14 protein-coding genes are annotated in these 11,135 nt (G+C 65.2%); 3 read left to right on the forward strand and 11 right to left on the reverse strand.

The window, feature by feature from the left end; translation table 11 throughout:
• The 3 genes from BI344_RS19800 to rpe form a co-directional block, all read right to left on the reverse strand.
• Nucleotides 1-625: phosphoglycolate phosphatase (locus BI344_RS19800; RefSeq protein WP_139167085.1), on the reverse strand; the 625-nt coding region annotated here is incomplete at its 3' end.
• Nucleotides 626-686: 61 nt separating this feature from the next.
• Nucleotides 687-1,439: an SDR family oxidoreductase gene (locus BI344_RS19805; protein WP_071114524.1), complete on the reverse strand. Its 753-nt coding sequence runs from the start codon at nt 1,437-1,439 to the stop codon at nt 687-689.
• A gap of 23 nt (nt 1,440-1,462) precedes the next feature.
• The gene (rpe, locus tag BI344_RS19810; RefSeq protein WP_071114525.1) at nt 1,463-2,146 is read right to left on the reverse strand and encodes a ribulose-phosphate 3-epimerase; all 684 of its coding nucleotides are present in this window, start codon (nt 2,144-2,146) and stop codon (nt 1,463-1,465) included.
• A gap of 105 nt (nt 2,147-2,251) precedes the next feature.
• Between rpe and apaG the strand changes: the two genes are divergently transcribed.
• From apaG to BI344_RS19825, 3 genes are all read left to right on the forward strand, one after another.
• Nucleotides 2,252-2,632, forward strand: a complete 381-nt coding sequence (gene apaG / locus BI344_RS19815; RefSeq protein ID WP_071114526.1) for a Co2+/Mg2+ efflux protein ApaG — start codon at nt 2,252-2,254, stop codon at nt 2,630-2,632.
• A gap of 172 nt (nt 2,633-2,804) precedes the next feature.
• On the forward strand, nt 2,805-4,592 hold the full coding sequence (locus BI344_RS19820; RefSeq protein ID WP_071114527.1) for an ABCB family ABC transporter ATP-binding protein/permease: 1,788 nt from the start codon (nt 2,805-2,807) through the stop codon (nt 4,590-4,592).
• A gap of 101 nt (nt 4,593-4,693) precedes the next feature.
• Complete coding sequence (locus BI344_RS19825; protein WP_071114528.1) at nt 4,694-5,449, forward strand: substrate-binding periplasmic protein; 756 nt, start codon at nt 4,694-4,696, stop codon at nt 5,447-5,449.
• Between the two features lie 65 nt (nt 5,450-5,514).
• Here the strand turns inward: BI344_RS19825 and BI344_RS19830 are convergent, their stop codons facing one another.
• The 8 genes from BI344_RS19830 to BI344_RS19865 form a co-directional block, all read right to left on the reverse strand.
• The gene (locus BI344_RS19830) at nt 5,515-5,913 is read right to left on the reverse strand and encodes a VOC family protein (RefSeq protein WP_071114529.1); all 399 of its coding nucleotides are present in this window, start codon (nt 5,911-5,913) and stop codon (nt 5,515-5,517) included.
• 53 nt (nt 5,914-5,966) lie between these two features.
• Nucleotides 5,967-6,374, reverse strand: a complete 408-nt coding sequence (locus BI344_RS19835; RefSeq protein ID WP_071114530.1) for a hypothetical protein — start codon at nt 6,372-6,374, stop codon at nt 5,967-5,969.
• Between the two features lie 53 nt (nt 6,375-6,427).
• Nucleotides 6,428-7,150: a metallophosphoesterase gene (locus BI344_RS19840; protein ID WP_071114531.1), complete on the reverse strand. Its 723-nt coding sequence runs from the start codon at nt 7,148-7,150 to the stop codon at nt 6,428-6,430.
• A gap of 17 nt (nt 7,151-7,167) precedes the next feature.
• Complete coding sequence (locus BI344_RS19845) at nt 7,168-7,821, reverse strand: HD domain-containing protein (RefSeq protein WP_071114536.1); 654 nt, start codon at nt 7,819-7,821, stop codon at nt 7,168-7,170.
• A gap of 173 nt (nt 7,822-7,994) precedes the next feature.
• Complete coding sequence (locus tag BI344_RS19850) at nt 7,995-8,843, reverse strand: GNAT family N-acetyltransferase (RefSeq protein ID WP_083370308.1); 849 nt, start codon at nt 8,841-8,843, stop codon at nt 7,995-7,997.
• Nucleotides 8,840-9,451, reverse strand: coding sequence for an AraC family transcriptional regulator (locus tag BI344_RS19855; protein WP_071114533.1), 612 nt, complete (start codon nt 9,449-9,451; stop codon nt 8,840-8,842). Before BI344_RS19855 ends, BI344_RS19850 begins: the two co-directional genes overlap by 4 nt.
• Nucleotides 9,452-9,596: 145 nt before the next feature.
• Nucleotides 9,597-10,334 carry a peptidoglycan editing factor PgeF gene (gene pgeF, locus BI344_RS19860; protein ID WP_071114534.1) on the reverse strand — a complete coding sequence of 246 codons (738 nt, stop codon included), beginning with the start codon at nt 10,332-10,334 and terminating at the stop codon, nt 9,597-9,599.
• The coding region (locus tag BI344_RS19865; RefSeq protein WP_071114537.1) for an RluA family pseudouridine synthase at nt 10,324-11,135 on the reverse strand (812 nt) is incomplete at its 5' end. The genes BI344_RS19865 and pgeF, both read right to left, overlap by 11 nt.

The raw sequence follows: 11,135 nt of genomic DNA on the forward strand, positions 1-11,135 counted from the left end.
CGGTCAGGTCCGCGCCCAGGGTGGCGGCGTCGCCGTAACCGTAGCTGACGGCGATTGCGGCGCTGCCGGCCGCGCGCGCGGCGGCCACGTCGTTGGCGGAGTCGCCCACCATCGCCAGTTGGTCGGGCTGGATGCCCAGCACCTGGCAGCAGTGCAGCAGCGGCAGGGCGGAAGGCTTCTTCTCGCTGAGGGTGTCGCCGCCTATCACCAGGCTGAAATGGTTGCGCAGGTCCAGCTGTTCCAGCAGGGGAACCGCCAGTCGCTCCGATTTGTTGGTGATCAGCACCAGCGGCAGCTGGCGCGCGCGCAACAGGCCCAGACCGTCGCGCACGCCGTCGTAGACTGTGGTCAGGTCGGTCAGATGCTGGCGGTAATGCTGGATGAAGTAGCGGTAGCCGCGCTCCCACAGGCCGGTTTCGGCTTCGGCGTGGCGCTGGTCGGTGATGGCGCGGTGCACCAAGCTGGCGATGCCGTCGCCCACATGTTCCTGGATGCGCATTTCCGGCAGCGGCGGCAGTTCCAGGTGATGGCGCATCGCGTTGGCGGCGGCGGCCAGGTCGGGGACGGAGTCCACCAGGGTACCGTCCAGATCGAAGGCGACGGCTTGGATGTGTTTCAGGTTCATGGCTGGCTTTATTGCGTGGCCGCAGCCTGGCAGGCCGCGGCGGGATGGAAAATTGCGTTGCTTACAGATCGCGGATGTCCACCACCTGCTGGCTGCCGAAGGCCGGCGACGTCAGGTAGTCGACAATCTGGCGCGCCGCGGCGGCCGGGGTGGCCAGGCCGCCTTCGGCCTTGAGGGCGTCGAAGCGGGCTTTTTGCGGGAACTGGCCCTCGTTGCTGCCACGGATATTGCCCTGCATGTCGGTGTCGACCACGCCAGGATACAGCGCGACGACCTGCGCCGGGTTGGCTTTGCCTTCCTGCTCCAGCGCCGCGCTGCGGCTGAAGTGGTCCAGTGCGGCCTTGGTGGCGCAGTACACGCTCCAGCCCGGGTAGGCTTTGGCGGCGGCTCCGGAGGAGATGTTGAGGATGCGGCGGCGCGCCGGCAGCGCATCGGTGGCGCGCAGCAGGGCATCGGCGGCCAACATGGGCGCGGTGACGTTGATGGCGACAGCCTGCACCAGTTGGTCGGCCGGGTAGTGGCCGGCCTGGGCGATGGGGGTGACCACGCCGGCATTATTGATCAGCGTGATGCTGGCGCACTCGGTCAGCGGCAGCTGCTGCAGCGCGCTGTGGACCGCCGCGGCAGCCTGGCCGGAGTCGGCGAGATCGGCATTGATGGCCAGCACGCGCTCGGCATGGCGTTCGCCCAAGCCCGCCAGCGCGGCGGCGGCATTGCGGGCGATGCCCGCCACGAAATCGCCGTCGGCGAGCAGGGTTTCGCAAATGGCGTAGCCCAGGCCGCGCGAGGCGCCGGTGACGATGAAGGCATGCATCTGGTGGTTGCTCCCCTATGGATTTACGGTTCGACGCGGGCCAGTTCGGCGCGCATCGCGTCTATCACGGCCTTGTAGTCCTTCTGGCCATAGATGGCCGAGCCGGCGACAAAGGTGTCGGCTCCGGCGGCGGCCACCGCGGCGATATTGTCCGCCTTGATGCCGCCGTCCACCTCCAGCCAGATCTCGCCGCCGTGCTTGGCGGTGTATTCGTCTATGCGCGTCCGCGCCTGCCTCACCTTTTCCAGCGCGTGCGGGATGAACGACTGCCCGCCAAAGCCGGGGTTGACCGACATGATCAGGATCATGTCTATCTTGTCCATCACGTGGTCCAGGAAGTGCAACGGCGTGGCCGGGTTGAAGACCAGGCCGGCTTTACAGCCGGCGTCCCCGATCAGGCCCAGCGTGCGGTCCACGTGTTCCGATCCTTCTGGATGGAAGGTGATGATGTCGGCGCCGGCCTTGGCGAAGGCCGTCGCCAGCGCATCCACCGGCTTCACCATCAGATGCACGTCGATCGGCGCCTGGGTATGTGGGCGGATGGCCTCGCAAAACATCGGGCCCATGGTCAGGTTGGGGACATAGTGGTTGTCCATCACGTCGAAGTGGATGATGTCGGCGCCGGCGGCGACGACGTCGCTCACTTCCTGGCCCAGACGGGCGAAATCGGCGGACAGAATGCTGGGGGCGATACGGAAAGTGCGCATGGCGATTGCTCTGGCATCGATTAAACACGGATGCCGGGCATTCTACCGCGCCAAAAGGCCATTGGCGGGATAAAATGAAAACCAGACCAATCAGGAGAAGCCGCAATGGCCGACAAGACCTACCTCATGGAAGTGATGGCGGAGCCGCATTACATCGACGAACAATCCAATGTCGCCAACGACATATACGTGTTCGGCTACCGCGTCCGCATCACCAATACCGGCAGCGAGCCGGCGCAGTTGGTCAGCCGGCACTGGATCATCACCGACGCCAACCAGCAGGTACAGGAGGTGCGCGGCATGGGCGTGGTGGGCGAGCAACCGCATCTGGACCCGGGCGAGGCCTTCGAATACTCCAGCGCCACCCATTTGAAAACTCCGTACGGCAGCATGAAGGGCAGCTACCAGCTGGTGGCCGACGACGGCCAGCGCTTCGAGGCGGAAATCCCGGAAATGACGCTGGTGGCCCCGCGGGTGCTGCACTAGTCGTGTTTACAGGATGGATCATCGTCCTCGCGCGGCCAGGTCCACCAGACGATGAGAGAGGCGAGCGCTCCCGCGCCAAAAGCTTCCAGTAACAGAATCCACATGATGCCTGCCCCTTGTTGAGTGAGCTTCCTTCACTTTCGGACAGGATCAAGCTACAGGCAAACCTTTTATGCGCATCAGTCATAGCGGCCCGGCGCCGGTCAATCGAAATGATTTTGAAACCATCAAGACGCTGCTGCCGTATCTATGGACTTTCAAGGGCCGGGTGACGCTGGCGCTGGCTTGCATGGTGCTGGCCAAGGTGGCGGCGGTGACGGTGCCGCTGTACCTGAAGGACATCGTCGACCAGCTGTCGGTGCCGGCCACGCTGCTGGCGGTGCCGGTGCTGGCCCTGGTGGGCTACGGCTGCGCCAGGCTGTTGTCCGGGGTGCTGGGCGAGTTGCGCGACGCCATCTTCGCCCGGGTGATACAGGGCGCGGTGCGCCAGGTGGCGCGCAGCGTGTTCCGCCATCTGTTCAAGCTGTCGCTGCGCTTCCATCTGGAGCGCCACACCGGCGGCATGAGCCGCGATATCGAGCGCGGCACCAAGGGCATAGGCTTTCTGCTCAACTTCACCGTATTCAACATCCTGCCCACGCTGTTGGAAATCGGCATGGTGACGGCGATACTGTTCCACCGCTACGCCTGGGAGTTCGCCGCGGTGACGCTGGGCACCATCGCGCTCTACATCGCCTTCACCCTGGTGGTGACCGAGTGGCGCACCGTCTACCGCCGCACCATGAATGATCTGGACTCCAAGGCCAATTCCAAGGCGATAGACGCGCTGCTCAACTACGAGACGGTGAAGTACTTCAACAACGAAGAGTACGAATCCAAACGCTACGACGGCAATCTGGCAGCCTGGGAAGCGTCCGCGGTGAAAAACCAGGTGTCGCTGTCGCTGCTCAATGCTGGCCAGGCCGCCATCATCGCAGCGGGCGTGACGCTGGTGATGGTGCTGGCGGCGCGCGCGGTGGTGGCGCGCACCATGACGGTGGGCGACGTGGTGCTGGTGGCCACCTTCATCACCCAGCTGTACGCGCCGCTCAACTTTCTGGGCTTTGTCTATCGCGAAATCAAGCATTCACTGGCGGATATAGAACGCATGTTCAAGCTGCTGGATGTCAACTTGGAAGTGGCGGATGCGCCAGAGGCCCAACTGCTTGATGCCCGCAGCGCGGCCATCCGTTTCGAGCGTGTGGGCTTCGCCTATGAAAGCAAGCGCCAGATTCTGCACGATGTGGACTTCTCCATCCCGGCCGGCCAGACGCTGGCGGTGGTGGGCGCCAGCGGCGCCGGCAAGTCGACGCTGTCGCGCATCCTGTTCCGTTTCTACGATGTCAACGCCGGCGCAGTGCGCATCAACGGCACCGACATCCGCCATTTGACGCAGGATTCGCTGCGTGCCCACATCGGCATCGTGCCGCAGGACACCGTGCTGTTCAACGACAGCATCTACTACAACATCGCCTACGGCAAAGCCGGGGCCAGCCGAGAGGAGGTGATGGAGGCGGCGCGTTCGGCCCACATCCACGATTTTGTCGTCGGCCTGCCCGACGGCTACGACACCCTGGTGGGCGAGCGCGGCCTGAAGCTGTCCGGCGGCGAGAAGCAGCGGGTGGCGATAGCCCGCACTATCCTGAAAAACCCGCCGATACTGATTTTCGATGAGGCCACCAGCGCGCTGGATTCACGCACCGAAAAGGCTATCCAGCATGAGCTGGCGGAGATATCGGCCAACCGCACCACGCTGATCATCGCTCATCGCCTGTCGACCATCGTCGACGCCGACCGCATCCTGGTGCTGGACGCTGGCCGGGTGGTGGAGCAGGGCAGCCACCGCGAACTGTTGGCAAAGAATGGCCGCTATGCCGAGATGTGGCGGCTGCAGCAGGAGAGCGAGGTGGTGGAAGGCTAGCTTTCCGGCAAGGCGGATTTCAATGCGGAACGGCGCGGCCCGGGTTCGGGCGGCGCCGTTTCGTAGTTGCGCATAGTCGCTTACCAGGACAAGGAGGTTGCGTGATCGCCAGGCTGCTTTTCATGCCGCTCGCAATGCTGTTGGCGTTTGAGGTTCATGCCGAAGGCCGGACGCTGGCGATGTGCTATGACAAGTATCCCCCCTACGCCATCGGGGAGTTTGGTGCCGTGACCGAGAGCGGCATCAAGGTTCGTCTGTTGCAAGAGATCGCCAAACAGCTTGGCCTAGTCGTCGTCGTCAGGATTCTGCCTTGGGGGCGTTGCCAGGCCGAGGCTAAGGAAGGGAGGCTGGATGGCATCCTTCCCCTGTATAAAACCCCGGAACGCGAACAGTATCTGGAGTTTTCCGCGCCGGTGATGAAGCAATACAACTGTTTTTTGTATAAAAAAAGCGCATTTCACGGCGATGTGGACTGGAAAAACTATGACAAGCTTAAAAAACACCGGCTGGGCATGGAAATAGGTTCGGTTGTCGATAAGGCTATGGAGGCCGCTTTTGCGTCCTCCCATCCAATCGAGCGGGCGGCCGACTCCGTCGCCCTGATCAAGATGATCGACTCCGGCCGCATCGATCTGGCAACCATCGATTCGAATGTGGGCAGGTATCTTGTCGATCAGCAGGGAGTCGGGGAGACGATAGGGGTTTCCAACGTGCCTATCGGCCAACTGAGCTACGCTTCTTTCGGGCTTTCCAAGGCGTCGGGAGCCGCCAGATGGATTCCCGAATTCAATAAGGCGATCGAGAAAATGCGCGCGTCCGGACAGCTTGAAAAAATCGTCAACGCGGCGGGGGAATAGCGCTGCGGGCAGAATTTTGGCACCGTTTGCCGCGCCCGCATCGATTCCTGTCGGGCGCTCAAGCCTTACACCGGACTCTTCGCATTCTGCAGCACGGTTCGATAGCCGTCGTGGTCGACAAAGGTAACGCCGTGTTCGTCCCAGTAAGGATTGGCGGATGGCGTGGCGCGGAAGCCGGCGGCGCGCATGCAGGCGCACCGAGTCTGCCATTCGGCGTGATCCGGCAGGTAGAGCACCAGCAGGTCTTCCACTGTTGGGGTGGGCGGAACCGGGTGCTGGCGGTCGACGATGAATTCCAGGTGATAGCCGGCGCCGGGCAGGCCCAGCATGATGCCGTCGAAACCGTCGTGTTCGCTGAAGCTGCCCAGCAACTGCAGGCCAAGGCCTTCGCAATACATGGCCTTGCTGGTCGGGAGATTGCTGACCGGACGGGCTACGCGCAGATGGGGGATAAGGTTGTACATGATGACGGACCTTTGAGGGAGGGTGCCATCATCATGCCATAGGTATTTGCGGCTCAGCCAGCCTTGCCGGCGGCCTTGATCTTCTGCATCTCCGCCTCCACCAGCGCGCCTTGCTGCAGGGCTTGTTGCAAGTCGTCGGCCTGGCGCAGGCCGGCAAAGGCGAGTGCCGGGTCCAGCGCGGTCAGCGCGCGGCGCACGCTGGCGCACACATCGGCGGCGGCGGTGAAGTCGGCCGGGCCCATCACCTTGCCGTTGCGGATGCGGCGGTAGTAGGCGCGGGTGGAGTTCAGGTATTGGCCGGCCTGCTGATTGCCGTCCAGCCGGCCGTCCTTGGCCAGATCCTCCAGCAGGGCGGTCAGCCGGCTGCAAGCTGCTTCGGCTTGGCCGTAGCGCTGCTCTTGGATGCGGCGGTCCAACTGGCCCGGCTTGGGACCGGAGGATTTTTTCTTGTGCTCGGCCATGGTGTTTCCTTGTAAGCGGGTCGCGCATTCTAGCCGTTTGCGCCGCCGGGCGTCTAATGCACCAGGAACTGCGCCATGTACTCGACGTTGGCTGGGAGGGAGACTTCGACGAAGTCGTTGATGCAGAACAGCGTCAGCTTGCCGCCGTAGACGGCTCCGGTGTCCAGGTGCATCACGTTGTCGTACATGATGGCATGCTCTTGCGGGGTGTGTCCCACCAGCAGCAGGTTTACGCCTTGGACTTGGCCGCCGCCGCCATTCTTCACCCGGCTGCGCGACCACAGCAGCGTGCTGTAGTCCTGTTCGCTGGGGTTGTCGGCGTCTAGCCGCGCGGACAGCGACCGCCAGTCGTTATCCGGACAGTCGGCATGCACCACGCCTATCCGGCCGCCCACTACGGCGATTTCAAGCGCCAACGGCAGTTGGGAGATGGCTGCCAGGCAGGCGTCGCGCTCGGCCTGGCCTTGCTCGGCCAGCCAAGCGCCGCCGTTGCACAGGTGGCGCTCCTGGTTGTCCGGCGGGTTGCGCATCGCGTCCAGCGCCATCTGTTCGTGGTTGCCGCGCACCGCATGGAACCAGGGCTGCGCCAGCCATTGCACCGCCAGATGGCTTTCCGGCCCGCGGTCTATCAGGTCGCCCACCGACAGCAGGCGGTCGCACGCCGGGTTGAAGGCGATGATGCTCAGCAGCCGGCCAAGCTGGCTGAAGCAGCCATGCAGATCCCCGACCACCCAGTCGCGGCCTTCGGTATTGCGCGGCAGTTTGCGGATCATCATGGCTGCGGGTTCCTGTGTTAGCGGGCCATCCAGTCTTGGCAGAATTCATCGCGGAAGGTCAGCAGCCACTGCAGTTTGCGTTCCGCCATCTGCCTGCCCGCGTCGGTTTGCATCATGCCGGGCAGCTTGGCCAGCTTCACCGCGATATGGTCTATCGCCCAGGCCTGGTCGTCGGTGGCGCGCTGTTTGGCCAGCGGATCCAGCGGGTGGGCCAGCGCGCGGCCCATGCGGCCGGAGACGTAGAACATCCGCGCCAATCCCACCGGACCCAGCGCGTCCATGCGGTCGGCGTCCTGGACGATTCTGGCCTCCAGGCTGCGCGGCGCGATGGCTGCCGAGTAGCTGTGGGCCTCGATGGCGTGGGCGAGATTGTCCATCTGCGCGGCGGACAGGCCGCTGTCCGCCAGCAACTGGCGCGCGCGCTCGGCTGACCAGCGCGAGGCCATCTGGCGCTGGGCGTGGTTCTTGGGCAGATTGACCAGATCGTGCAGGTAGCAGCCGGCCATGACCACCCGCGTGTCGGCTTCGGGGTATTGCGCCAGCAGCTGGCGCGCCACCGCCCATACCCGGTGCAGGTGGCTGAGGTCGTGGGCGCCGTCGTTGTCGGGAGGTTGCTGTTCAAGCAGTGCGATCAGGCGGTGCTGCCAGTCGGTTTGTTGTTGTGGGTTCATCGGGCAGGCCTTGGTTCTGCGCCGGGCCTTCCGCAGCGCTTGCGGCCGGCCGGGCTGGTTGTGATGCGTGATTGCGCCGTCGTTTGAGAGCGGGGACGGTTGGCCGCGCGGCAGCGGGAGAATCCGCTTGCCTGCGCTTTTCATTTTATCACCGGATGGCATGAATGCCCGTCCTAAGGTCCAGCCGGCTTCAGCATCTCCCATTGCGACAGCCGATAGACAGCCTGATGCCGGAGCAGCAGGCTGATCATCGCCAGGTCGCGGCGGTCGACGTTGTTGAACGTCAGCCGCCCGCCCGGCGACAGCGATTGCCCGGCATGCAGCAACTGGCTGGCGATGCCCTGGCGGCGGCAGCCGGGAGCAACCATCAGCTCAAGCACCTCGCCGTCGGCCGACAACAGCAGCGAGCCCTGCAGGACATCGCCGCTGCGCACGCTCAGCCAGCGCGGGGCTGGGTCGGCGCGCAGCAGAGAGTCCCGACGGTTGGGTACGGCCGGGGGGTAGGCCAGCCAGTCGGTTTGCGGCCATTGCGCCGGCAGATAGCCGGCGTGGGTGGTGACCGGCCAGTAGCGCGAGCCGGCGATGGGCATCTGGATCTGATAGCAGTCCAGTTGCCGCGCCGGCTGGAAGCCAAGCTTGGCGTAGGCAGGGCGAGCGCGCTGGTTGTCTTCCATCACTTCCAGTCTTTGCTGGAAGATGCCGCGCTTTGCCAGCAGCTGCGATACTTTTGCCGCCATCCCGCTGAGCGCGCCGTGGCGGCGGGCGATCGGCGAGACGCCGGCGGCGATGCAATAACCTTCGACGCGGCCGGCGATCTCCGGCGTGGCGCAGAGCCAGAAACCCACCAGCCTGCCGCCCTGCCACGCGCCGGCGCTCAGTTCCGGCACCCAGCCGCGGCGCAGCAGCATGCGGCGCAGTTGTTCCAGATCGGGCTGGGCGGGCACCAGATAGTCGCTGAAGGCCTCCAGAAAGCAGGGGTGCAGGTCGGCGGACGACAACCTTGCGAGATCGGCGACTCTCATTCCGCTTCTGCCGCGGCGGAAGTGGACACGGTGGCCAACAGGCGACTGATGGTGGCGTCTTCTTCTCCCACCGGCACGACGTAGGACAGCGCTTCGCGGGCGCGCTCGATGCCGGCCAAGCGCAGCAACACCCAGCTGGCCAGGTATTGCGAGGACAGACAGCCGCCTGCGGTGGCGATGTTGCCGCTCGCGCGGAAGGCCTGGCGCGGCACGGCGACGCCGGCCTGCTCCAGCCAGGGCCGGGTGAGGTCGTCGCTGCAGGCGATATTGTCCGGCAGCAGTCCCAGCCGGTGTAGCAGCAGCGCGCCTGAGCACTGGGCGCCGATCAGCTGGCGCTGCGGATCCAGCCGGAATTGGCGCGTAATGGCATCGTCAGCCACCCAGTCGCGGGTGCGGAAGCCGCTGCCTATCAGCACGGCGTCGGCGCGGTTGGCGAATTCCAGGTTTTCTTGGCGCTGCATGCGCACGCCGTTCTTCGATTGCAGCGTGGCGAAGGGGCTGCTGATGCGCACGTTCCAACCATGAGGCTGCATGCGGCCAAGCATGCCCAGCGCGATGAAGGAGTCCAGTTCATTGAAGCAGTCCAGCGTGACGATGGCGATGTCCATGCGGCGTTGTGATCGGCGAGTGGGGATAGGCTTGATGATGTTCGCGTGGCCGGGCGGGGTCAATGCGGCGGCGGGAAATTGCTGGGGAATAATTGTCTGGAGGCGAATAAAATAAACACCCCGCCGGGAGGCGGGGCGCCAGGATTCAGTCCTGCAGCCAGATCAGCGAGGCCATGCGGCCAGTCTGGCGGTCGCGGCGGTAGGAGAAGAAGCGCTCGCGGTCTATCACCGTGCAGAAGTCGCCGCCGTACACCCGGCTGACGCCGGCCGCGGCCAGGCGCTGGCGCGCCAGCGCATAGATGTCCGCCAGGTATTTGCCTTCGCCGATGTCGGCGAAGGCTTCCACGGCGGCGGGGTCGCGGGCGATGAAGGCTTCCCGCACTTCCGCGCCCACTTCGAATGCGTCCGGACCGATGGCTGGACCCAGCCAGGCCATCAGCGTCGATGGCGCCGGCCCTATGGCCGCGATGGCGGCCTCCAGCACGCCGTCGCACAGCCCGCGCCAGCCGGCGTGGGCAGCCGCGACCGCGCTGCCGGCGTCGTCGCATAGCAGAACCGGCAGGCAGTCGGCGGTCATCACCGCGCAGACCGGGCCCGGAGCGCGCGCGAAGCTGGCGTCGGCGTCCGGCGGCAGCTCAGCCGCCGAGGCTGCATTGGCCACCGCGGTGCCGTGCACCTGATTGAGCCAGAAAGGCTCCGCCGGCAGCGCTGCGCGCAGCCGCGCGCGGTTGGCGGCGACGTCGGCAGGGTCGTCGCCCACGTGCGCGCCCAGGTTCAGGCTGGCGTAGGGCGGCTGGCTGACGCCGCCCTGGCGGGTGGTGGCCAGGGTGCGGACATTGGCCGGGGCCGGCCAGTCCGCCGCGATCCAGTTTTCAGCGGGCATAGATTACTTCGACGTCGCCGTCGTCCTCGTCGTCGTCATCCCAGTCTTCATCGTCCAGCTCCTCGGCCGGGACGAAGGCGTCCTCGTCGGGCAGCGCGCCATCGCCGCGCAGCAGGTCCAGCAGACGGCGGAAGTCTTCCGGCAGCGGGGCCTTCCAGCTGCGCTCTTCGCCGGTGGCCGGGTGCACCAGGGCCAGCGCATAGGCGTGCAGCGCTTGGCGGCCCAGCGCCCTCACCGCGGCCGCGGTGTCGTCGTCCATCTTGTGGCGCGGATTGCCGTAAACCGGATCGGCTGACAGCGGATGGCCGGATTCGCGCATGTGGACGCGGATCTGGTGGGTGCGGCCGGTTTCAAGCTTGCATTCGATATAGGAGTGGCTGGCGAAGCGCTCCAGCACCCGGATATGGGTGATGGCGGGTTTGCCGCCGAATTTCAGCACCGCCATCTTCAGACGGTTATGCGGATCGCGGCCGATATTGGCGTCGATGGTGCCGTCGAACGGTACCACGCCGTCGGCGATGGCGCGGTAGATGCGCTTGACGGTACGGGCCTGCATCTGGCGCACCAGTTCGGTTTGCGCCGGCAGGGTCTTGGCCACCACCATCAGGCCGGAGGTGTCCTTGTCCAGACGATGCACGATGCCGGCGCGCGGCACGCCCGCCAGCGAAGGGCAGTGGTGCAGCAGGCCGTTGAGCAGGGTGCCGCTCCAATTACCGGAGGCGGGATGCACCACCAGGCCGGCTGGCTTGTTGATTACCAGGATGTGCTCGTCTTCGAACACGATGGGCAGATCCATCGCCT

The organism is Chromobacterium sphagni, assembly GCF_001855555.1.
GTDB lineage: Bacteria > Pseudomonadota > Gammaproteobacteria > Burkholderiales > Chromobacteriaceae > Chromobacterium > Chromobacterium sphagni.

Excerpts from the sequence above, each read along its gene's own strand:
- pgeF (WP_071114534.1), bottom strand. The coding sequence starts at position 10,334 with ATGCCCGCTGAAAACTGGATCGCGGCGGACTGGCCGGCCCCGGCCAAT.
- rpe (WP_071114525.1), bottom strand. The coding sequence starts at position 2,146 with ATGCGCACTTTCCGTATCGCCCCCAGCATTCTGTCCGCCGATTTCGCC.
- BI344_RS19830 (WP_071114529.1), bottom strand. The coding sequence starts at position 5,913 with ATGTACAACCTTATCCCCCATCTGCGCGTAGCCCGTCCGGTCAGCAAT.
- apaG (WP_071114526.1), top strand. The coding sequence starts at position 2,252 with ATGGCCGACAAGACCTACCTCATGGAAGTGATGGCGGAGCCGCATTAC.
- BI344_RS19835 (WP_071114530.1), bottom strand. The coding sequence starts at position 6,374 with ATGGCCGAGCACAAGAAAAAATCCTCCGGTCCCAAGCCGGGCCAGTTG.
- BI344_RS19855 (WP_071114533.1), bottom strand. The coding sequence starts at position 9,451 with ATGGACATCGCCATCGTCACGCTGGACTGCTTCAATGAACTGGACTCC.
- BI344_RS19820 (WP_071114527.1), top strand. The coding sequence starts at position 2,805 with ATGCGCATCAGTCATAGCGGCCCGGCGCCGGTCAATCGAAATGATTTT.
- BI344_RS19840 (WP_071114531.1), bottom strand. The coding sequence starts at position 7,150 with ATGATGATCCGCAAACTGCCGCGCAATACCGAAGGCCGCGACTGGGTG.
- BI344_RS19850 (WP_083370308.1), bottom strand. The coding sequence starts at position 8,843 with ATGAGAGTCGCCGATCTCGCAAGGTTGTCGTCCGCCGACCTGCACCCC.
- BI344_RS19805 (WP_071114524.1), bottom strand. The coding sequence starts at position 1,439 with ATGCATGCCTTCATCGTCACCGGCGCCTCGCGCGGCCTGGGCTACGCC.
- BI344_RS19845 (WP_071114536.1), bottom strand. The coding sequence starts at position 7,821 with ATGAACCCACAACAACAAACCGACTGGCAGCACCGCCTGATCGCACTG.